We start from the raw sequence: 22,353 nt of genomic DNA, 5'->3' as shown, positions 1-22,353 counted from the left end.
TTGCTGCCCCTGCGAGCGCCTATTCCGCGTCCGGGGACGGCCGGCGCCGGGAGATCAGCCCGTACTTCAGCGCAAAAGACCGCAGTGAAAATCTGCGGCCAAATGATTTCAGCTGCGGGTGGCCCGATTGACGGTCGAATTCGTGGTTGTCGATCACCCGCTCGGCGCAGCCGCAGCCCTCGCCCAGCCCGACTTTCTTGTAGTAGAACTTTTCGAAACTTTCAGGGTTTGCCATGCCGCCCTCCTATTGGGGCGATAGCTTAGCGCGAAGCGGCGCAAACGCAAAAGAAACTGTGCCGGCTGTTAGCTTCAAGCATTTGTGCAGGCCTGCGCGGGCGTCAAAGCCCTTTGACGCCATTCAAAACCAGATCTGCCGCCAGCCGCGCATAGTCATCACGTGCCTTCGCACCAGCACCGGAATTCCACATGTAGTACCAGTTCAGCATGCCGAAAACCGACATGGTGGCGCCGCGCAGCTTGGCCGTTTCGCCCGCAAACACCCCGGGTGCCACAGCCGCCAGCGCGTCGCTGACAAACTGCACCATTTCACGCTGATAGGCGCGCAGCAGCTTCTGCTGATCCTCGGGCAGCGCGCCCATGGCGCTGATCTGCACCTGATGCTCATGATCCGCGCCCTGATAGGCCAGCATGATTTCCGACACGATACGGCGCAGCCGGTCCTCGGGGCCAAGCCCCTCCAGCTCCGCCCCGCAGACCCGGTCGCGCAACTCGCATAGATAGGTGTCAAGAAGGCCGAAAAGCACGGCATCCTTGCTGTCATAGTAGTGGTAGATATTCGCCTTGGAGATCCCGCATTCCCGCGCCAGCTGGGTCATTGACGCGCGGTCATAGCCTGCCTCCGCAAATACTTTGGCTGCGGATTTCAGGATCTGCACGCGTTTCTGATCATGGTCTTTTGCGATGGTGCGGGCCAAAACTCACTCCCCTGTTCAGGACTTGCCGCGGTTGTCGACGACACGCTTGGCCTTGCCCTGGCTGCGCTCGACCGATCCCGGGTCGCCTACAATGATCTCGGTGGAAACACCAACCATATCCTTGATCCGCTTGGTCAGCATCCGCGCCGCGGCGGTTTTGCTCAGCTCATCCGTGGCATCAGGATTGGCCTCCACATAGACCCGCATCGCGTCCATCCGGCCGGATTTATACAGCTCGATCTGGTAATGCGGCGCCAGCCCGCCGGTGGCCATCAGCTGCTCCTCCACCTGGCTGGGAAAGACGTTGACGCCGCGCAGGATGATCATGTCGTCGCTGCGCCCGGTGATCTTCTCCATCCGCCGCATCGTGCGCGCAGTGCCCGGCAGCAGCCGCGTCAGGTCGCGGGTGCGGTAGCGCACCATCGGCAGGCCTTCCTTGGTTAGCGTGGTGAACACCAGCTCCCCCATCTCGCCGTCCGGCAGCACCTCGCCGGTGGCCGGGTCGATGATTTCCGGCAGGAAGTGGTCCTCCCAGATCACCGGACCGTCCTTGGTCTCGACGCATTCATTGGCCACCCCTGGCCCCATGATTTCGCTAAGACCGTAGATATCGACCGCATGCATGTCGAAAGCCTGTTCAACCTCTTTGCGCATCGCATCTGTCCAGGGTTCGGCGCCGAAGATGCCGACTTTCAGCGAGCTTCCCCGCGGGTCCAAGCCAACCTTGTGGTACTGCTCCAGAATGTTGAGCATGTAGGAGGGCGTCACCATGATGCCGTCAGGCTGGAAATCGGTGATCAGGCCAACCTGTTTTTCGGTCTGCCCGCCGGACATCGGCACCACGGTCGCGCCCAGGCGTTCGATCCCGTAATGGGCGCCCAGGCCGCCGGTGAACAGCCCGTAGCCATAGGCGTTGTGCACCATGTCGCCCTTGCGCAAACCAGCCGCGCGCAAAGACCGCGCCACCAGATCGGCCCAGTTGCTGATGTCATTTGCCGTATAGCCCACCACCGTCGGCTTGCCGGTGGTGCCAGAGGACGCGTGCAGGCGCATAATCTGTTCGCGCGGCACCGCAAACAGGCCAAAGGGGTAATTGTCGCGCAGGTCGTTTTTGTAGGTGAAGGGAAACTTGGCCAGATCCGGCAACTGCTGCAAGTCGTCCGGATGCACACCCGCCTCGTCGAACCGCTGCTTATACATCGGCACGTTGTCATAGGCGTGCCGCAGCGACCATTTCAGCCGTTCCAGCTGCAGAGCGCGGATTTCGTCGATCGAGGCGATCTCGATCGGATCCAGATCAGCCTTGTTGGGGGTCAGGTCTTTCATGGCATCCTCCACGCCTTATTCGTCGAACAACTGGCCTTTGACCGCCCGGGAAAAGCCCCGGAATTCGGCAATCTGCCGGCCGTCCTGATTGGTCACAGCCACATCATAAATGCCGCTGCGCCCGGTCAGGGAAATCTCGCGGGCCTTGGCAATCAGCCGATCACCCAGCCGTCCCGGCGCGGTGAAGCTGATCACGTTGTGCTGCGCCACGGTCGCCTGATTGCGGCTGTTGCAGGCAAAGGCAAAGGCGCTGTCGGCCAGCATAAACGTGACGCCGCCGTGGCAGATGCCATGGCCGTTGCAGTGATGCTGGGCGATGGTCAGCTCCAGCGTCGCCTCGCCCTCATCCGCATGGGTGATCTCCATCCCCGCCCACTTGGATGCATGGTCGTCCGCCCACATGGCAGCTGCGGATTTTTCGGCGCGTTCCTTGGGGGTCATGGTCATTTCCCCATGAACGCGGGGGCGCGTTTTTCCAGGAAGCTGGCAACGCCCTCGGCATAATCCGCGCTCTCACCGCAGGTTTTCATCGCATCCGCTTCAATCTCCAACTGATCGGACAGCGTGTTGACTGCCGCAGCCTGAATGCACTGTTTGGTCAGGCCCAGCCCCAGCGTCGGGCCGTTGGCGAATTTCTCCGCCATTGCGCGGGCCTCGGCCATCAGTTCCTCATCCGGCAATGCCTTCCAGATCAGCCCCCAGCCCTCAGCCTTCTTGGCAGGCAAAGGTTCGGCGGTCAGCGCAAGCCCCTTGGCGCGCGCCTCGCCCAGCAGACGCGGCAAGTGCCAGCTGCCTCCGGTATCGGGGATCAGGCCAACCTTGGAGAACGACTGGATGAACTTGGCGCTTTCGCCAGCCAGAACCATATCGCAGGCCAGCGCCAGATTGGCCCCCGCCCCGGCCGCCACACCGTTCACCGCGCAGATCACCGGGAAGTTCAACTCGCGGATCAGCCGCACCAGCGGCGCGTAGTATTTGCGCACGGTCTGGCTCAGGTCCGGCGGCCCGTCCATTTTGCGCGGATCGCGGTCGCCCAGATCCTGCCCGGCGCAAAAGCCCCGCCCGGCGCCGGTCAGCAGCACCGCGCGGGCACCGCCGTCGCGGGCACCTTCCAGCGCTGCGCGCAAGGCGTTGTGCATCTCTTCGTTGAAACTGTTCAGCCGGTCCGGGCGGTTCAGGGTGATCTCCACCCAGGTCCCGTGATCCTCCACCAGAATTGTATCGCTCATCGCTCCCTCACCCTGTCAGCGGCGCATTTGACAAACTTCTTGCATAAACCGACCGGACGGTCAATATATCTCAACATCGGATTCCACCAGCCGGCCCGGCGCCGGCCTGATGAAAAGGACAGCATCATGAGCCTTCTAGAGATTTCCAGCTTTGCAGCGGGTCAATGGGTCGCACCGGGCGCAGGTGCCCGCAACATCGCCAGCGCCATCACCGGCGAGGTCATGGCCACAGCCGGCAACGATGCGCTCGATGTGCAGGGAATGCTCGACTACGCCCGCAGTGTGGGCGGTGCAAACCTGCGCAAGCTGACCTTCCACGACCGCGCCCGGATGCTGAAAGCGCTGGCGGGTCATCTGAACAAGCACAAGCAGGCGCTGTATGATCTCAGTTTCAACACTGGCGCCACACAAAGCGATCACATGATCGATATCGACGGCGGCATCGGCACCATGTTTGTCTTCGCCTCCAAAGGCCGCCGCGAGATGCCGGATGGGCATGTCTATCTGGATGGCGAAGTAGAGCAGCTCAGCCGCAGCGGCACCTTTCTGGGCCAGCACATCTGCACCCCGCTGCGCGGCGTTGCGGTGCATATCAACGCCTTCAACTTCCCGGTCTGGGGCATGCTGGAAAAACTGGCCCCGACCCTGCTGGCCGGCGTTCCGGCCATCGTGAAGCCCGCCACCAACAGCTGCTATGTAACAGAGCTGGCAGTGAAACTGATGCTCGACAGCGGCATTCTGCCCGAAGGCGCGCTGCAGCTGGTCTCCGGCGGCCTCGGCGACATGCTGGACCACCTGACGATGCAGGACGTGGTCAGCTTCACCGGCTCTGCCAATACCGCGCTGAAACTGCGCGCCAACCCGGTGATCCTGGAAAACTCCATTCGCTTCGTCGCCGAACAGGACAGCCTCAACGCCTCGATCCTTGGCCCCGACGCGGCCCCCGGCACACCGGAGTTCGACCTCTTCGTCAAGGAAGTCAGCCGCGAGATGACTACCAAGGCGGGTCAGAAATGCACTGCCATCCGCCGCATCATCGCACCGCAGTCGCAGGTGGACGCGGTGATCGAAGCGCTCTCTGCCCGCCTCGCCAAGACCACAATCGGCGATCCCCGGCTGGACACCACCCGCATGGGCGCGCTGGTCTCAAACAGCCAGAAACGCGACGTGCTGGAAAAGGCCGCGATCATCGGCCAGGAAGCCGAGCGCGTCTTTGGCGACCCGGAAAACTTCTCCGTTGACGGTGCCGACGCAGACAAAGGCGCCTTTGTGCCGCCGATGCTGTTCCTCTGCGCCGACCCGGACAATGCGAGCCGCGTGCACGACACCGAGGCCTTCGGCCCCGTCTCTACCATCATGGGCTACCGCGACCTGGACCACGCCATCGACCTTGCCAACCGCGGCCAGGGCTCTCTGGTGGCCTCGGTGATCACCCATGACGCCAGTGTCGCGCGTGAGGTCGCCATCGGCGCCGGCGCCTACCACGGCCGCCTCTACTTCAACAACAGCGACTCGATGAAGGAATCGACCGGCCATGGCTCCCCCCTGCCCCATATGGTGCACGGCGGTCCGGGCCGCGCCGGCGGCGGCGAGGAACTGGGCGGCGTGCGCGGTGTCAAACACTACATGCAGCGCACAGCGATACAGGGTTCCCCGGATATCCTGTCGGCGATAGGTGAGAAATGGGTCCCCGGCAGCGCAGAGGTCAAAGGCCCCGCGCACCCATTCACCCGCAAATTCGGCGAGCTGTCCATCGGCGAGACGCTGCACACCGCGCCGCGCACCGTGACGCTGGAGGATATCGAAACCTTCGCCCATTTCACCGGCGACACCTTTTATGCCCATATGGACGACGACGCCGCCAAGCGGAACCCGTTCTTCCCGGGCCGGGTGGCGCATGGCTACTTGTTGCTGTCCTTTGCCGCCGGCATGTTCGTGCAGCCTGACGAAGGCCCGGTTCTGGCCAATACCGGCCTGGATAACCTGCGCTTCATGAAGCCCATTTCCGCGGGCGAAAGCATCAAGGTCCGCCTGACCGTCAAAAAGAAGACCCCGCGCAATGAGGACTATGGCGAAGTCCGCTGGCACGTCACCCTCACCAATCAGGACGGCGAGATTGCAGCAGAGTATGAGCTGCTGACGATGAACGCCTTCTGAACCTGCGCAAAAGTGGTAGGCAGCGGTAACGCTGCCGTGCGCCCGGGCTGGTCTAACCTGTCCGGGCGAACTATGTTTATCTCTATGAACGAACAGCAAAACCCCTGGTTTGACGCGACTGTCCAGCAACTGAATGATCCGCAGAACCAGCGGGTCTGGTCGGTGATTGTTTCGCTGTTCGGCGATCTGGCACAGGAAAAGGGTGCCCGGATCAGCGGCAGCGCCCTGACCCGCATCATCACCCCGATGGGGATCAAGCCCGAAGCCATCCGTGTGGCGCTGCACCGGCTGCGCAAGGACGGCTGGATCGAAAGCGCCCGCGCAGGCCGGGCATCTATCCACTATCTGACCGAATACGGCCGCAACCAATCCGCCGCCGTGACGCCCCGGATTTACGGCCGCAGCGCCGCGGCGCCTGGCGACTGGCATGTGCTCATCGCCGAGGACGGCACCGGCCAAACCACCCTGGACGAGGTTCTGCTGCTGCCCAACTACGTGGCCGTGAACCGCACCACTGCCCTGGGGCATGGGCCGATACCGCACAATCTGGATGACATGATGGCCGCAAAGGTCAGCAGCATCGCTGTTCCAGGCTGGCTGAAGGCACGGCTGTTTCCGCTGCCACTATGTGAAGCCTGCAAGGAATTGCAGCAGGATCTGAAACATATCACCCCGCCGCCATCCCGGCTGTCTCCGGCTCAAACCGGCACTCTGCGCACCTTGATTGTGCACCGCTGGCGCCGCGTGGTTCTGCGCCATCCGGATTTACCGCCCAGCTTTCATCCTGCGGACTGGACAGGTGAAACCTGCCGCGCACTGGTGTTTGGCCTTCTGGACCAGCTGCCCTTGCCTGAACTGGCTGCCCTGGACACCCCGAGTGATTAAGGCCGCCCGGGCATGGCTTGCCAACTCCGGCCACGGCTGACCTTGCAGGCCAGAGGCGCCAATCCCGCACCCTACACAAGTGTTTGTTTTTAAAAAGCTTAATCATCCAGCCGGAAAAACCTCAACGGAATCTGCAATTCTTCCGCTTTTCTTCTTGACCCGACCGGCAGCATTCCGTAAATCGCCTCCACACAGCGAGCGGCGGAGTAGCTCAGTTGGTTAGAGCAGCGGAATCATAATCCGCGTGTCGGGGGTTCAAGTCCCTCCTCCGCTACCACCCTTCCCCAAGCATGAAGATCAAGCTCAGCCATGCTTAGGAATGGGCCGCGCGTGCGCATTTTCTCTCAAGCTTTTGGCCTCACCCCACCCGGGTTTCTCCTTGCGTCACAGATGGCGGCCTTGGCCAAGCCGCCCCCTCGGGTGGGCCGTATGGCGCTCCGCTTCGCCTCAGTCAACGACCCGAAAATCAACGGAGAAGACCGCCTGTTCCACTGGCCGCAATGCCCGCGTCCGGCGGATCAACCCGGCCTCAGTGATCGCGGTCTCTGATCAGAAGAGGGACACCGCCCTCTGTCTTGCCGGGCAAATCACCGGGTCCGGCAAGGCCCAGCCCAAGGGCTAAAACGGCCGTTCCTGATGCGGTGACTTGCCGAAATACCGGCGGTAGACCTTGGCGAAATGGGTCTGGCTGTTGAACCCCGACGCCAGTGCCACATCGATAATCCGCATGTTGGTCTGCAACAGCAGGCTGCGCGCATAATCCAACCGCAGCCTTGTGTAATAGACCTTGGGTGTGGTCTGCAGGTACTTGGAGAACAGCCGCTCCAGCTGGCGGACCGACAGGCCGACCAGATCGGAAATGCCGCCCGGTGTCAGTGGCTCCTCCAGGTTGCTGCGCATCAGGCTGAGCGCGGCAGCAAGCTTTTCATGCCGAACGCCAGTCCGGCCGTATTCGGAAACCGTCTGATCCTGATTGCCCTTGCGCGCCGAGGAACAGACCATCAGATCCGCCGCACCCGTTGCCACGGCCGCCCCGTGATGATCCGAGATCAAGTTCAGCATCATGTCGATGGTAGCAGTCCCGCCAGCGCAGGTGATCAGCTTGCCCTCCATGGTGAACAGCGAATTCTTCACCTCCACGTCCGGATGCGCCTCGGCAAGAACCGCCCGCAGCGCCCAGTGGGCCGAGACCTGGCGCCCTGCCAGCAGCCCCGAGCGCGCCAGCGCCAGCACACCGCCGCCCAGCGCACCCAGAGCTGCCCCCATGCGTTGCGCTTTGCGCAACCAGCCCAGCACCTTAAGCGAGATACCCGGCTCCTGCCCCTGGCCGCCGCAAACAAAGATCATGTCGCCGCGCACCAGGTCCGGCAGGCCGCCGTCTACTGCCACGCCAAGCCCGTTAGGGGCGGTAACGGACAGGCCGTCTTCGCTGACCACGCGCCAGTCATAGCGCGCAGTCCCGTCATGCTGGTTTGCCGCCTCCAACGCTGCCACCGCGCTGGACAGATCCAGCGGCGAGAAGGTGGGCAGCAGCAGGAAGATGCAGCGGCAGGCCGGAGCGGCCTGGGCCGCCTCGGGGAGCGTCCGCATGGGGTGGCTCATGATATCCGCTCCCTTGGTCCGGTCAGGCGCGCATATTGGCGCCGTTGGCGTCATAGATCGGCGCGCCCAGCACCTCGGCGTCATACATCTCGCCCAGGATCTCGACCTGCAGCCTGGTGCCCGCCGCCGCATGTTCCGCCGAGACATAGCCCATCGCCATCGACGTCTGCGCGTGATGCGCATAACCGCCCGAGGAGATATAGCCGACCGCTTCGCCATCCTTCAGGATCGCCTCGTCATTGGAGACATCAATGCCGTCCACGTCGATGGTCATGGTGACCAGCTTGCGGTTTGGTCCGGCTTCTTTGGCGGCCAGCGCGGCTTCCTTGCCAACAAAACCCTTCTTCCAGTTGATGAAGACATCCATGCCGCTTTCCGCCGCGTCGAAGTCAGGGCGGAAGTCCAGCGTCCAGACGCCCCAGCCCTTCTCCAGCCGCATCGACATCAGCGCCCGCGCACCGTACCAGCGGTAGCCCAGATCGCTGCCCGCCTCCTCGATCGCTTCCGCCAGGCGCAGCAGATACTGCGGCTTGCAGTAGATCTCATAGCCCAGCTCGCCCGAAAAACTGATCCGGTTCAGGATCACCGGCACGCCGCCCACAAATGTCTGGCGCAGGTCGCGGAATTTCATTGCTTCGCCCGAGATATCCTCGCGGGTGATCCGCTGCAGCAGCTCCCGCGATTTCGGACCCGACAGGGCAATGCCGTGCCAGTCATCAGAGACATTCTGATAGCTCACATCCTCCGGCAGATCCTTCTCGAACCAGCGGCGGTGCGCCTCCTGCATGGCGCCGGAGCCGAACAGCATGAAGTGTTCCTCTGCCAGGCAGGCCACGGTCAGATCACCGTACAGCTTACCCTTGGGCGTCAGCATCGGTGTCAGCGTCAGCCGGCCCGGTTTCGGCACATAGCCCGCCAGCACGCGGTCCAGATAAGCCCGCGCACCCGGTCCCTTGAACTCATGCTTGGCAAAGTTGGCAACCTCGATGCCGCCCACTGCCTCGCGCACGGCTTTGACCTCGCGCGCCACATAATCATGGCTGCGGTTGCGCTCGAATGTCGGCTCCTCATGCGCGTCTTCCGGCCCGTCGGCAAACCAAAGCGCGTTCTCCAGGCCAAAGCCCTGGCCCATACGGGCACCCTTGGCGACCAACCGGTCATAGAGCGCGGTGGTCTTCTGCATCCGCCCCTTGGGCAGCGTTTCATTCGGGAAGGTCATCACGAAACGGCGCTCGTAATTCTCGGTTGATTTCACGGTGCCCCAGTCGGGGGTCGCAAAGTCGCCAAAACGCGCCACATCCATCGCCCAGACGTCAATCGACGGCTCGCCGTCGATCATCCACTCGGCCATAGTCAAACCAACGCCGCCGCCCTGGCAGAAGCCCGCCATCACGCCCACAGCACACCAGTAGTTCTTCATGCCCGGCACCGGGCCGATCATCGGGTTGCCGTCGGGGCCGAAGGTGAAGGGGCCGTTGATCATGTCCTTGATGCCCGCCTCGCCAATCGCCGGGATCCGCTCGAACGACATTTCCAGACGGTCGGCAATCCGGTCCAGATCCGGCTGCAGCAGCTCATGCCCGAAATCCCACGGGGTGCCGCCCACCTTCCAGGGTGTGCCCTTCGGCTCATAGGTGCCCAGCAGCATCCCCTGGCGTTCCTGCCGGAAATAGATGTTCGCCTCGTAATCAATACCGGCCGGCAGGCGGGTCGGGTGGTTGGCCACCGCGTCGATCTTGTCGGTGATCAGATAGTGGTGCTCCATCGGCTGCACCGGCAGATTGATACCCTGCATATGGCCGACTTCACGCGCCCACAGCCCGCCGCAGTTCACGATATGCTCGGCATTGATCACCCCGCGCGGCGTCACCACGTCCCAGCTGCCATCGGGGCGCTGAGTGGTCGCGGTGGCTGGCGTATGGGTGAAATACTGCGCGCCGTGCACCTTGGCAGCCTTGGCAAAGGCATAGGTCGCGCCCGACGGGTCCAGATCGCCGTCCTGATCGTCCCACAGGGCAGCATGGTAATGTTTCGGGTCGATCAGCGGATGGCGTTCGGCCACTTCCTTGGGGCTGATGAATTCCTGGTTCAGCCCCATGTAACGCGCCTTAGAACGCTCGCGCTTCAGGTAATCATACCAGGTCTTGTTCGACGCCAGATAGAACCCGCCGGTGATGTGCAGGCCAACGGAATGGCCTGACAATTCCTCAATCTCTTTATACAGATCAATGGTATAAGACTGCAGCCGCGAGATGTTCGGGTCCGACGATATCGTATGGATCTGCCCCGCCGCATGCCAGGAAGAGCCGGAGGTCAGCTCGTCCCGCTCCAGCAGCACCACGTCTTTCCAGCCGAACTTGGCCAGGTGGAACAGGATCGAGCAGCCAACAACACCGCCGCCGATGATCACGGCCTTGGCGTGGCTGGGCAGTTTCTTGTCGCCAGTGCTGTCCTCCTTGTGAATGTTGAGCGTCGATTGGGCAAAATTGTCTGACATGGGTTATGTCCTCAGGTCTGGGGCAAGCGGCAGCTGGGCCGTGAGAGATCTTGGCTAGCGGGCCGGAGCAGCGGGTTAGTACCAAGCATCCGGAATTTCTTGTTTACGGCGGGCGACATAGGCGGCCAGCTCCTCTTTCACCGCCTCATCCATCGGCGGCGCCGCATACTCGTTCAGCATCTGGTTCCAGCGCTCATAGGCGCGCTGGCGCATGTCCTTGCAGCCGCCCTCTTCCCAGCTTTCGACATTCTCGCTGTCGCTCAGCTTCGGCTCATAAAACGCGGTCTGATAGTTGCGCATGGTGTGGCCCGATCCCAGGAAATGCCCGCCAGGCTCCACCTCGGCATAAGCATCGCGGGCAAAGGCCTCGTCGCTGGTGTCCAGCCCCTGGCTCAGCACCTTCTGGTAGGAACCCAGCCGGTCGGCATCCATGATCAGCTTTTCGAAACCGGTGCACAAACCGCCCTCCATCCAACCGGCAGAATGCAGCACAAAGTTGGCTCCGGCCAGCATGGTGGAGTGCATCGAGTCGGCACTTTCATAAGCCGCTTGCGCATCCTCGATCTTGGACGCGGTCAGCGACCCGCCGCAGCGCAACGGCAGTCCGGCCCGGCGGGCCAGCTGACCAATGGCATAGTTAGAGACAACTGGCTCCGGCATCCCAAATGTCGGCGCGCCGGATTTCAGCGACATCGACGACAGGAAGTTGCCCAGCACAAACGGCGCACCAGGACGCACCAGCTGAGTAAAGGCGCAGACCATCATCGCCTCGGCCATCGCCTGCGCCACAGAGGCCGCGGTGGACACCGGCCCCATCGCGCCGGTCAGAATGAACGGCACAACGATCATCCCCTGCCCGCGGGCGGAATAGGTGCGCACGGCCTCGGTCACCACCTTGTCCACCAGCAAGGGTGAGTTGGTGTTCACATTGCCCATGATCACGCAGTTGTTGTCCATGACCTCACGCCCAAAGACGATCTCGGCCATGTCGACACTGTCCTGAGCGCGGGACATTTCGGTGATCGCGCCCAGATGCGGTTTGTCGCTAAGGGTCATATGAGCATAGAGCATGTCGAAATGCCGTTTGCTGACCGGCACATCGCAGGGCTCGCAGATCACCAGCCCGCCATGGTGCAGGTTCGGATGCATATAGGTGAGCTTCACCAGCTTCTCGAAACTCTCCATATCGCCATAGCGGCGGCCGCCCTCCTGATCGCGCACAAACGGCGCGCCATAGATCGGGGCAAACACCTGATTATTACCGCCGATGGTGACCGACCGTTCACGGTTGCGGGCCAGCTGGGTGAATTCCCGCGGTGCCTTGGCGCACAGCGACCGGACCCACTGCGCATCCGCCCGCACGATGTCGCCATCAATTCGCGCACCGGCCTCTTTCCAGATCTTCAGCGCTTCGGGATCATCGCGAAAGGCAATGCCGACGTCTTCAAAGATCCAGTCCACCTGGGCCTCGATCCTGGTCAGTTTTTCCTCATCCAGCACATCAAAGAACGGCAGTGTGCGCTGGATAAATGGCGATGCGGGGGCACCCGCCGGGGCGGTGTTTCTATCGCGGGATGCGCGGGCGCGTCGGGCCATGGGGCTCTCCAGTATCCAAATGATGAATTACGATACTTCTGGCACCCGCGTTTGTGACGGTTGAAAAATCTGATCGTTTGGATAATCAGGAGTTATGCAAGAACTCTGGAAACTCCTCACCAGCCCCCGTCACCTGATTGTTTTTGAGGCCGCCGCCCGGCACGGCTCCTTTACCCGTGCGGCGGAGGAGCTGAACGTGCAGCAACCTGCTGTCAGTGCGGCCATAAAGCAGATGGAGGCGTCGTTAGGTGTTATTTTATTCCGCCGAGGCCACCGAAAAGTGGAGCTGACCGGGGCGGGAATGCGGCTTTACACCGATGTGTCCAAGGCATTAGAGGACATCTTGTCCTCTGCCAAAGCGGTACGCCAATTCGGACGCAATGACCACGTTACGCTCAATTGCTCCTCGGCTTTTGCATACTACTGGGTGATGCCAAGACTGCCCCGGCTGCATGATGCGCATCCCGATATCGACCTGCGCCTGCAAAGCTCGGACCGGGAGCCGGATATCAATACCGAAGGCATCTCGCTGGCGGTGCGGCGCGGGCACGGCAACTGGCCGGACTGCCATTCCGCCCTGATTGCGCCCGAGGTAATCTATCCGGTGGCCAGCCCGCGGGTGATGGCCTCGGCCGTCAACCTGGCGACAGTGCCAAACCTGCTGCACGAGCGGCTGATACATCTGGAGGAACCGATCCGCGAGCGCCCCAGCTGGCAGCAGTGGTTTGCCCATTTCGGAGTTACAGGCCCCCTGCCCGCGGCAGGTCTGCGGCTCAATGATTACGCGCTGGTACTGCAGGCGGCGATAGCCGGCGAAGGCTTTGCCTTCGGCTGGCAGCACGTGACGCAACCGCTGATCAAACAGGGGCTGCTGGCCGCACGCAAGAACTGGTCCTGGACCACCGGCGCCGGGTTTTACCTGGTGTGGTCCAAGACCCAGGATCTGGTTCCCAATGCCGAACTGGTGCGGCAGTGGCTGTTGGAAATGGCCCAGCCCGGCGCCGCGTGACTTACGCGATCCCGGAAGGGTCCTTGGCCCGCTGCATCGAGGTCTTGCGGGTCACATACAGCCGCCGCACAAAGGCGAGGATGAACAGCGCGGTCAGGATCAGCACAATGGTCGGCGCCGGCGCACTGTCGAGGAAGAAGCTGGCATAGGTCCCCGCCAGCATCGAGAACATGCAGATCAGAACGGACACCCAAAGCATGGTGCTGAACTTGCGCACTACCAGAAAGGCGATGGCCCCCGGCGCGATCAGCAATCCAATCGCCAGGATCAGCCCCGCCGCCGACAGGGTGGCCACAATCGTCAGCGACAAGGCCGCCAGCAGCCCATAGTGCAGCACCGTGACCGGCAGCCCGGACGCCTGCGCCTGTGCCGGGTCAAAGCTGTGCAGCAGCAGATCTTTCCATTTCAGGACAAGCGCCACACCCACCACCAGGGAGATAATCCCCGCCGTCAGCAGCTCGTGCCCTTCAACCCCCAGCATATTGCCGAACAGGATGTGATCCAGGTGGGCGTTGGTCTCAACCGAAACATAAAGCACGATACCGAGGCCGAACATGCCAGAGAACACCACCCCCATCACCGTGTCCTGCTTGACCCGGCTGTTGCCGGAAAGATAGCCGGTCGCAACCGCGCAGAGCATCCCAGCGGCAAAGGCGCCAAGGATCAGCGGCAGCCCCACGATATAGGCCAGCACAATGCCGGGCAGCACCGCATGGCTGACCGCGTCGCCCATCAGCGCCCAGCCCTTCATCACCAGAAAGCAGGACAGCAACGCGGTCGGGATTGAAACGATCAGTGAGATCAGAAAGGCGTTCTGCATGAACGCAAACTGAAACGGCATCAAAAGCGTATCAAGGTCCATCACGCGGCTCCCTGTTGTGCGGCGGGGCCGCGCTTCAATGCTTCGCGTGCTTTACGTTTTGCCGCCAGAAGCCCGTGTTTCGGAGCAAAAACAAAGACCGCCAGGAAGATCAGCGTTTGCAATGTCACAATGATGCCACCGGTGGCACCGTCCAGAAAGTAACTGGCATAGGCGCCGAAGAAACTGGTGAGGGCACCGATCAGCACGGACACCAAGATCAGCCGCGGGAACCGGTCGCAGAGCAGATAGGCAGTGGCGCCCGGCGTCACCACCATGGCAATCACAAGAAACGCCCCCACGGTCTGCATCGCCGCCACGACAGAGGCCGACAGCAAGACAAAGAACACCGCCTTCAGCAGCCCGGGCCGCAACCCGATGGTGCGGGCGTGGTTTTCGTCAAAGAAGGTGACCATCAAGTCCTTCCACTTGGCCAGCAGCACTGTCAGCGAGACAAAGCCGATGATTGCAAGTTGAGCTGTGTCCTCGGGCGTGATCGCCAGGATGTTGCCCATGGTGATGGTCTGGACTGACACCGACATCGGGCTGATTGAAACAATGAACAAGCCAAGCCCGAAAAAAGAGGTGAAGATCAGCCCGATGATCACATCCACCTTAAGGCCCGAGCGTTCCGACAAAAACAGCATCGCCCCCGCCGCCAGCCCGCCCGCAATAAACGCGCCCAGCGCAAACGGCAGACCGAGGATATAGGCCCCTGCCACCCCCGGCACAACGGAGTGGGACAGCGCATCGCCAATGAGAGACCAGCCCTTGAGCATCAGATAGGCCGACAGGAAGGCGCAGACGCCGCCCACCAAGGAAGAGACCCACATCGCATTGGTCATATAGCCGTAGGTGAACGGCTCCAGCAGGTATTCCATCACGGCTTGCCCCCGCCCTCAGCCTTGCCCTCGCTGGTTTGGGTTTTTTCGCCGTATTGGACAAAGGGCCGCTCGTCGTCGGTCAGGATGGTGACCTCGCGGGTGTCGCCGTCGTCATGCAGCGCATCGCCGCCCAGGGTGAAATGGCGCAGAACACCGCCAAAGGCATGTTCCAGATTGGCGCGGGTAAAGGTGGTCTCGGTCGGGCCGAACCCCAGCACGGTGCCCTTGACCAGCACGGTACGGTCGCAGAACTCCGGCACGCTGCCCAGATTGTGGGTGGAAACCAGCATTACCCGGCCCTCGGCACGCAGCTCTCGCAGCAGGGCGATGATCTGCTCCTCGGTCTTCACGTCCACGCCGGTAAAAGGTTCGTCCAGCAGGATCACCTGCCCGTCCTGTGCCAGGGCGCGGGCCAGGAACACCCGTTTGCGCTGGCCGCCGGACAGCTCGCCGATCTGGCGGTGGCGGAAGTCCTGCATATTGACCCGGCGCAGTGCCTCGTCCACCGCCTCGTGATCCGCCGCCTTGGGCCGGCGCAAGAACCCCATATGGCCGTAACGCCCCATCATCACCACGTCCTCGACCAGCACCGGAAAGGCCCAGTCGACCTCCTCGGATTGCGGCACATAGGCAACCAGATTCTTGCGCAGTGCCTCCTTGACGGTCAGGCCGAGGATGCGGATTTCACCCTGCGCGGCCGGCACAAACCCCATGATCGCCTTGAACAGGGTCGATTTGCCGGCCCCGTTCACCCCGACCAGCGCCGCAACGGTGCCGCGGGGAATGGAAAAACTAGCATCCCACAGGGCCGTGTGGCCATTGCGGTAGGTGACGGTGACATTCTTTGCGGCGATCCCGTCATCGGCGGGCGTGGCGCTGGTATTCATTATGTGGGTCTCACTGGCATCAAGCATGGGGCTGTCCTGCAGAGTTACACACAGAAAATGTGCTTTGTGAAATGAAACACCCCGCAGCATGAACTGCGGGGCGTAGGGATTTCCGTTGGATGGCTCAGTTGGTGACCTCGGTCAGGCCGCGTGCCACGGTTTCGGATGTGACCCTGAGCAGATCCAGATAGGTTGGCACCGGGCCGTCCGCTTCGCTGAGCGAGTCCACATACAACTCACCGCCATAGGCCACGCCGGTTTCACGGGCCACCTGTTCGGCCGGGGCGGTGTTGACGGTGCTTTCGCAGAACACCACAGGGATATCATTGGCCCGCACCCCGTCGATCACACCGCGCACCTGCTGCGGAGTGCCGACCTGATCGGCGTTCATCGGCCACAAATACAGCTCCTTCATGCCGAAATCGCGGGCCAGGTAGCTAAAGGCGCCCTCGCAGGTCACCAGCCAGCGCTTGTCCTCCGGGATTTCGGCAATGGCGCGGCGCAGAGGTTCGATTGTGGCGCGCAAGCGGTCTTTGTATTCACCTGCATTCTTGACATAGACTGCGGCGTTCTCCGGGTCGTGCTCGGCAAAGGCCTCGACGATGTTGTCGATATAGATCAGCGCGTTATCCAACCCCATCCAGGCATGCGGGTTGGCCTTGCCCTCATAAGAGCCCGCTGCAATCGGGATTGGGTCAATGCCATCGGTCAGCGTCACCGAGGGCACGTCTTCCATATTCGACAGGAACTGCTCGAACCAAAGCTCCAGGTTCATCCCGTTCCACAGGATCAGGTCGGCATCGTGTGCCCGTACGATGTCACGCGGGGTCGGCTCATAGCCGTGGATCTCGGCGCCCGGCTTGGTGACCGAAACAACCTCGGCAGCATCCCCTGCCACATTTGCCGCCATATCGGCCAGCACGGTAAAGGTTGTGACAACCTTCATCTTGTCTTCAGCCATGGCAGCGCTGGCAGCAACGGCCGCAACAGCGGCGGCGGAAACTGTCTTGAGCAGGTTCGGGAACATCCGATTCTCCGTTTTGAAGATGTCTTTGACCTCCTGTTATTGCAAATCATTCGCAACTGTCAATGAAATTGCGAATGATTTGCAATAACCGGGCATCGCCCGACCGGGGCCGAACCGCCGCCGCTTCCCTGCCTAAAGGTTAACGGCGGTTAATGACGTCTTAATGTTGCCCGTATCGCAACCGGCATTTCGCCCCAATCACCGCCTAAACCTGAAGCTGCAGCCAGAACGGCGCGGGACTGAACCTGATCCTTCGACCTACTGAGCGAGCACATTCCCCATGACTTCACCTGGAAATCTTTCCAGCTGTTCCGATGCAATCCAGCTGCTGATCACTGACACTTCTGTGGCTGGCAGCCCGGTGCAGATTGTTCAGCTGCAATGCAGCGGATCTCTGCAGCAACCGCTCTGCGATGCGCTGGCCGGCGGCTTGCGCCAGAAATTCACCGGCGCCGCGGTTACCGCTGCTGACGGCTTGCAGGCCGGTCCGGACCTGACCTTGCGTTTCGTCGAACAGAACCGGTCGGCGGATTGGATCTCCGGCTGGTTGGCCTGGCGGCACAGCGACGGCCGCAGCGGCCAAGGCCCGGTCATCGAACAGTCGGTCATGGATGGGCAGCTGAGCGGTGACAGTCTTGCGGGCTATGCCGGCCAATTGGTCCAGCACACTGAATTCCCTTTGTAATTTAAAGATCTAGGATGGAGCACGGACATGTGTGAATATTGCGGTCAAGCCAATCACAGAATTCCCGAAAGCACCGATGGCAGCGGCACAGGCTCGGGCGGCCAGTCTGCTGGCAGCAAACCCACCTACACCGTCGATCAGGTGGCAGAGTATCTTTACAAGGGATATTGGCAGTCGACCGGCCGCACAGAGCGCTCCTTTGATGTGGAAACCGGCGGTCAGCTCACTGTCAACCTCAGCGGGTTGAATGGAACCGGAAAAGAAACCGCACGCAAGGCGCTGGAGAGCTGGACGGCGCTGAGCGGGATCGAATTTGTCGAAACCACCGGCAGCGCCAAGATCACTTTCGACGACAACCGGTCCGGCGCCTATGCCAGTTCTTCGGTCAGCAATGGCACCATTCTAAGCTCCAGCATCAATATCGACGATGCCTGGGCCCAATACGGCAATTACTACCTGCAAACTTACATCCATGAGATCGGCCACGCCCTGGGCCTGGGCCACACCGGCAGCTACAACGGCAGCGCCAGCTACGGCTCGGACGCGCATTTTGCCAATGACAGCTGGCAAATGTCGATCATGTCCTACTTCAGCCAGTCCGAGAACACCGCGGTGGATGCGTCCTTTGCCTATCTGGCAACCGCTCAGCTTGCTGATATCGCAGCGGTTCACCATCTCTATGGCACACCCGTGGACATCGAAACGGGCGACACCATTTATGGCGACGGGCAAACCACCGGCCGCTTCGGCATGGATTTGAACGGCAGCTTCGGCGTGGCTGTTGTAGATAACGGCGGCATAGATCTGATCAGCCTCAGCTCGCGCAGCTACAATCAGACGCTGAACCTGAATGAGGAAACCTTTTCCAGCCTCAACGGTAAGACCGGCAATTTCGCCATTGCCCGCGGCACCGTGATCGAAAACGCGATTACCGGCTCGGGTATCGACCATATCACAGGCAATGCAGCGGATAACCAGCTGGAAAGCGGCGCCGGAAATGACCAGATTGAGGGCGGTGACGGCAACGATACCTTGATCGGCGGCGATGGTGCTGACCTGCTGACAGGCGGCAATGGTGCGGACCGGTTCGTATATACAAGCCTCAGCGAGGCCGGCGATTCCATTGCTGACTTTGATCTGGCAGCAGGCGACAGGATCAACATCGCGCAGCTGCTGCAAGCAATCGGCTATGAGGGAGATGATCCGGCAGGCGACGGCGTTGCAACGCTGCAGGCCGGCAGCGGCGGATCCTGGCTGAAGATTTCACACGGCGGCAACAATGCTCTTTTGGTCTTTCTTGTCGGCGTGAATGAGGACGCCAGCCTGGCAGAGATCATCAACACCTCCGGCACCCCGGGGCCGGCACCGGACCCAACACCCGATCCTGAACCCGCACCGGATCCTGATCCAACACCCGATCCGGATCCGACACCTGACCCTGATCCCACACCTGATCCGGATCCGACTCCTGATCCGGACCCGACTCCCGACCCGGACCCGACCCCAGGGACTATTGATAACGTGTATGTCTACGATGACACCTTCACGACGCAATGGACCATTCAACTCGGCACCGTCACTGACACAAATGGCGGCATTGACACACTGGATCTTAGTGCCGTCACGCGGGGTTCCACGATCGACCTGGCAAGCGGGGCAACCAGCAAAATAGGCTCCAAAAGCCTGACAATCAGTGAAGGCACCGAGATTGAGAACGCCATCCTGGGCAGCGGCAATGACAAGGCCTATGGCAATGACCTTGCCAACTTGATCGAAGGCCGTGCTGGCAACGATCTACTGGAAGGGCGCGGCGGCAATGACACGCTGGACGGCGGCGTCGGTAACAACAAGATCTATGGCGGCCTGGGCGATGACAGTCTGACTGCCGAGGACGGAAACGACAAAATCTATGGCGGCGACGGGGACGACGCGATCCACGGCGGCGGCGGAAGAAACTTCCTGACCGGTGAAGAGGGTGACGACACTTTGACAGCCGGCTCCGGCACAGACCGGATATATGGCGGTCTGGGCAATGACAATTTGGACGGCGGCGATGGCAAGAACCGGATTGAAGGCGGCGAAGGGGACGACGCCATAACCGGCGGCATTGACAAAGACCGGCTGTCAGGCGGCGGTGGCGACGACACAATGTCGGCCGGCGATGGCAACAACAAGCTGGATGGCGGCGAGGGCGATGACAGCATGTCCGGCGGCAGCGGAAAGGACAAAATGTCAGGCGGCGAAGGCGATGACACGATGTCTGCCGGCGATGGCAGCAACAAGCTGGATGGCGGCAGCGGTGATGATGTCCTCACCTCGGGCAGTGGCAAAGACAAGCTTATTGGCGGCGAAGGCGATGACACGCTATACGCCGGCGATGGCGAAAACAAACTGAACGGCGGTGAAGGCGATGACAGCTTGTCCGGCGGCAGCGAACAGGACAACATTAAAGGCGGTGAAGGGGACGACACGATATACGCCGGTGATGGCGAAAACAGGCTATTTGGCGGTGACGGGAACGACCAGATCACCAGTGGCGCAGGGGACGACAAACTGAAGGGCGGCCTGGGGGATGACACGCTTTCGGCTGGCAACGGCAATAACAAGGCCGATGGCGGCGATGGCAATGACATGCTCAGCAGCGGCAGCGGCATCGACCAGCTGAAAGGCGGCAACGGCGATGACACGCTGTCGGGCGGTGCCGGAATAGACAAGCTGGATGGCGGGTCCGGCATGGACCGGCTGGAAGGCGGCGCCGGGGCGGACCTCCTTAAAGGCGGCAGGGATGCCGATGTGTTTATCTTTGCCGCGGCCGAGGACGCAGGGGACACCATCAGCGATTTCAAGCTGAGCGATGGGGACTTGCTCGACATCGACGGGCTGCTTCAGGATCTGGGCACCAATCTTGACGACGCCTTGTCCAGCGGCAACCTGAGCCTTAGCGACAGCCGTGCAGTTTGGCTGGAATATGACGCTGACGGTGAGGGGGGCGAGGACGCGTTTCAGATCGCCTATCTGAGAGGGGTGAGGTCAAATGCCGAGCTGACCGACGACTGGTTCATCTAAAGCCCGCATGAAAACAAACGCCCGGTCTCCGTCAAGGGGGCCGGGTGTTTGTTTTTTTCCCGTTACAGCCCGCAAAAAACCGCGGTCAGGTTTTCGACTGCGGAAACCGCGCCACGCCGCGCGCGCCATCCGGGGTGATCGACATCAGCGACAGCGTGTGATCCATGTTTTTCATCCGGTGCCGCAGCATCATCCGGGTCAGCCGGTTCAGATCGCTTGCGTAGTCCGGCTGCCCGGCCACATTCTCCAGCTCCCCCTGCCCTTCGCTGTCAAACAGCATCGGCGGCAGATCAGCGGCAAACTCAACCAGTGTGAACCGTTCGTCCCGCAGGATGCCCAGGCCGCTCTCGCTTGGCGATGTGCCCAGCGCCTGCTGCCACAGCGTCTGCTTTTGCGGCTCTGAGAAATCCAGTTCCGAGAAGGAATACTGCCGCCAGTCCTGCGGCTCCTCTCCCCGCAACAGCGGCAGCAGCGACCGCCCGTCCATCGAATTCGGGATCTCCTGCCCGACCCATTCCAGAATGGTCGGCGTCACGTCAATCGACTCGGTGCTCTGGCTGAGGCAGGCTCCGGCATTCGCCTCATTGCCCGGCATCCGGATGATCAGCGGCGTGTGATAGGCGGCGTCATAGACCGTCATTTTTCCCCAGGAATGCCGGTCGCCCAGCATCTCGCCATGATCGGCAGTGATCACCACCATCGTGTTGTCGTACTGGCCCGTGTCTTTAAGAAACTCGATCACACGGCCGACGTGATGGTCCACCTCGCTCGCAAGCCCCAGATAAACCGCGCGCAGGGTGCGGATGTTATCATCTGTCGGCTCAAGATCCGGGAACCCTTCTACGAAGCCCGCGATCGTACTCTTGCGCAGTACCGGATCAAAGAACGGATGCTGTTCGCACTCCGCATCCGGTGTCGCCAGCCGTTCCGGCAGCGGCAGCGAGGCAGGATCATACATGGTGTTATAGGGGGCTGGCGCCACCAACGGCGGGTGCGGGCGGATATAGGTCAGATGCGCGAACCAGCTTTCCTTGTGGTAGGCGGTCATTTTGCCAAGGAAGGAATTGGTCAGAAACGCGGTGTCACTGTCTTCAGCGGCATAGAGCGCCGGATCGTTCAGCCTGGGCGCGCCGCCACTTGGCGGCACAGGTTTGTAGACATCCCAATAGTTTTCGAACGCATAGCCCCGGTTCATCAGATGCGACTGCCACGGATAGGACATCTCCATCCGCATCTCGGTCATCTCATGAAACCCGTTCATCGGGAATTCATAGGTTCTGAGCGCCGGATCATTGGCATCAAATGCCCGCGGGTCCTGCGACGTATCAGTATAGCCGAACAGCATCGGCATATAGCCTGCCTTGCGCATTTCCGTCGCAATGTTCGGCGTGTCATGACGCAGCGGCGTGCCATTGCGGACCGAGCGATGGTTCATTGCGTATTGCCCGGTCAGGATTGAGGCCCGCGACGGCCCGCAAGGGTTGGTGACCGAGAAATGCCGTTTGAAGGACACCGCATCCTTCATAAAGGCACGGATGTTCGGCAGCTCCACATGTTCCGCCAATGCGCCAAACAAACAATCCGCGCGCAGCTGGTCGATGATGATGAACAGCACGTTCCGGTTTGCGGGACGGGTCTCGGGGTGGTTGGCAGGCATCCAGGCATCCTTGCAAGCACAAGACAGATTTCGACTGGCAATCTGTCGCGAT

At 61.4% G+C, this 22,353-nt stretch carries 18 protein-coding genes and 1 tRNA gene; 6 read left to right on the top strand and 13 right to left on the bottom strand.

Going from position 1 to position 22,353, the window contains the following annotated elements; genetic code table 11:
• Nucleotides 1-19 precede the first annotated feature (19 nt).
• The 5 genes from ETW24_RS01880 to paaG form a co-directional block, all read right to left on the bottom strand.
• Nucleotides 20-235 (bottom strand): hypothetical protein, encoded by a 216-nt coding sequence (locus ETW24_RS01880; protein WP_129369505.1) that lies wholly within the window; start codon nt 233-235, stop codon nt 20-22.
• A 103-nt stretch (nt 236-338) separates the two neighbouring features.
• Nucleotides 339-935, bottom strand: a complete 597-nt coding sequence (locus ETW24_RS01875) for a TetR/AcrR family transcriptional regulator (protein WP_129369504.1) — start codon at nt 933-935, stop codon at nt 339-341.
• Between the two features lie 15 nt (nt 936-950).
• On the bottom strand, nt 951-2,261 hold the full coding sequence (gene paaK / locus ETW24_RS01870) for a phenylacetate--CoA ligase PaaK (RefSeq protein ID WP_129369503.1): 1,311 nt from the start codon (nt 2,259-2,261) through the stop codon (nt 951-953).
• A gap of 15 nt (nt 2,262-2,276) precedes the next feature.
• Entirely contained in the window at nt 2,277-2,702 is a 426-nt protein-coding gene (paaI, locus tag ETW24_RS01865; protein ID WP_129372811.1) for a hydroxyphenylacetyl-CoA thioesterase PaaI, read from the bottom strand.
• 2 nt (nt 2,703-2,704) lie between these two features.
• Nucleotides 2,705-3,490 (bottom strand): 2-(1,2-epoxy-1,2-dihydrophenyl)acetyl-CoA isomerase PaaG, encoded by a 786-nt coding sequence (gene paaG / locus ETW24_RS01860; protein WP_129369502.1) that lies wholly within the window; start codon nt 3,488-3,490, stop codon nt 2,705-2,707.
• A 126-nt stretch (nt 3,491-3,616) separates the two neighbouring features.
• Here paaG and paaZ point away from each other — a divergent pair, with 126 nt between their 5' ends.
• The 3 genes from paaZ (at nt 3,617) to ETW24_RS01845 (ending at nt 6,809) form a co-directional block, all read left to right on the top strand.
• Complete coding sequence (gene paaZ / locus ETW24_RS01855) at nt 3,617-5,647, top strand: phenylacetic acid degradation bifunctional protein PaaZ (protein ID WP_129369501.1); 2,031 nt, start codon at nt 3,617-3,619, stop codon at nt 5,645-5,647.
• Nucleotides 5,648-5,719: 72 nt separating this feature from the next.
• Nucleotides 5,720-6,532, top strand: a complete 813-nt coding sequence (locus ETW24_RS01850; RefSeq protein ID WP_254695678.1) for a PaaX family transcriptional regulator C-terminal domain-containing protein — start codon at nt 5,720-5,722, stop codon at nt 6,530-6,532.
• A gap of 200 nt (nt 6,533-6,732) precedes the next feature.
• Nucleotides 6,733-6,809: transfer RNA gene (locus ETW24_RS01845), tRNA-Met, on the top strand.
• A gap of 341 nt (nt 6,810-7,150) precedes the next feature.
• Here the strand turns inward: ETW24_RS01845 and ETW24_RS01835 are convergent.
• The 3 genes from ETW24_RS01835 to ETW24_RS01825 all read right to left on the bottom strand — a co-directional run bounded on the left by ETW24_RS01835 (nt 7,151) and on the right by ETW24_RS01825 (nt 12,227).
• Nucleotides 7,151-8,134 carry a GlxA family transcriptional regulator gene (locus ETW24_RS01835; RefSeq protein ID WP_164982668.1) on the bottom strand — a complete coding sequence of 328 codons (984 nt, stop codon included), beginning with the start codon at nt 8,132-8,134 and terminating at the stop codon, nt 7,151-7,153.
• Nucleotides 8,135-8,156: 22 nt separating this feature from the next.
• On the bottom strand, nt 8,157-10,631 hold the full coding sequence (locus tag ETW24_RS01830; RefSeq protein ID WP_129369499.1) for a GcvT family protein: 2,475 nt from the start codon (nt 10,629-10,631) through the stop codon (nt 8,157-8,159).
• A gap of 75 nt (nt 10,632-10,706) precedes the next feature.
• Nucleotides 10,707-12,227: a trimethylamine methyltransferase family protein gene (locus ETW24_RS01825; RefSeq protein ID WP_129369498.1), complete on the bottom strand. Its 1,521-nt coding sequence runs from the start codon at nt 12,225-12,227 to the stop codon at nt 10,707-10,709.
• Between the two features lie 94 nt (nt 12,228-12,321).
• Here ETW24_RS01825 and ETW24_RS01820 point away from each other — a divergent pair, with 94 nt between their 5' ends.
• Nucleotides 12,322-13,236, top strand: coding sequence for a LysR substrate-binding domain-containing protein (locus ETW24_RS01820; protein WP_129369497.1), 915 nt, complete (start codon nt 12,322-12,324; stop codon nt 13,234-13,236).
• A 1-nt stretch (nt 13,237) separates the two neighbouring features.
• Here the strand turns inward: ETW24_RS01820 and ETW24_RS01815 are convergent, their stop codons facing one another.
• The 4 genes from ETW24_RS01815 to ETW24_RS01800 form a co-directional block, all read right to left on the bottom strand.
• Nucleotides 13,238-14,098, bottom strand: a complete 861-nt coding sequence (locus ETW24_RS01815) for a metal ABC transporter permease (RefSeq protein WP_129369496.1) — start codon at nt 14,096-14,098, stop codon at nt 13,238-13,240.
• On the bottom strand, nt 14,098-14,976 hold the full coding sequence (locus tag ETW24_RS01810; protein ID WP_129372809.1) for a metal ABC transporter permease: 879 nt from the start codon (nt 14,974-14,976) through the stop codon (nt 14,098-14,100). The genes ETW24_RS01815 and ETW24_RS01810 overlap by 1 nt, the downstream gene beginning before the upstream one ends.
• Complete coding sequence (locus ETW24_RS01805) at nt 14,976-15,893, bottom strand: manganese/iron ABC transporter ATP-binding protein (RefSeq protein ID WP_275423049.1); 918 nt, start codon at nt 15,891-15,893, stop codon at nt 14,976-14,978. Before ETW24_RS01805 ends, ETW24_RS01810 begins: the two co-directional genes overlap by 1 nt.
• Nucleotides 15,894-15,990: 97 nt before the next feature.
• Nucleotides 15,991-16,893: a metal ABC transporter substrate-binding protein gene (locus ETW24_RS01800; protein WP_129369495.1), complete on the bottom strand. Its 903-nt coding sequence runs from the start codon at nt 16,891-16,893 to the stop codon at nt 15,991-15,993.
• A 280-nt stretch (nt 16,894-17,173) separates the two neighbouring features.
• Between ETW24_RS01800 and ETW24_RS01795 the strand changes: the two genes are divergently transcribed.
• Both ETW24_RS01795 and ETW24_RS01790 read left to right on the top strand, forming a co-directional pair.
• The gene (locus ETW24_RS01795; protein ID WP_129369494.1) at nt 17,174-17,578 is read left to right on the top strand and encodes a hypothetical protein; all 405 of its coding nucleotides are present in this window, start codon (nt 17,174-17,176) and stop codon (nt 17,576-17,578) included.
• Nucleotides 17,579-17,605: 27 nt separating this feature from the next.
• The gene (locus tag ETW24_RS01790) at nt 17,606-20,644 is read left to right on the top strand and encodes a M10 family metallopeptidase (protein ID WP_129369493.1); all 3,039 of its coding nucleotides are present in this window, start codon (nt 17,606-17,608) and stop codon (nt 20,642-20,644) included.
• An 85-nt stretch (nt 20,645-20,729) separates the two neighbouring features.
• On the opposite strand, the gene ETW24_RS01785 is transcribed toward ETW24_RS01790, so the two are convergent.
• A complete protein-coding gene (locus tag ETW24_RS01785) occupies nt 20,730-22,301 on the bottom strand; it encodes an alkaline phosphatase family protein (RefSeq protein WP_129369492.1) in 1,572 nt (523 codons plus the stop codon).
• Between the last annotated feature and the right edge of the window lie 52 nt (nt 22,302-22,353).

The organism is Leisingera sp. NJS204, assembly GCF_004123675.1.
Lineage (GTDB): Bacteria > Pseudomonadota > Alphaproteobacteria > Rhodobacterales > Rhodobacteraceae > Leisingera.
Note: the sequence above shows the minus strand (reverse complement) of the source record. Positions and strands in the feature narration are given on the sequence as shown.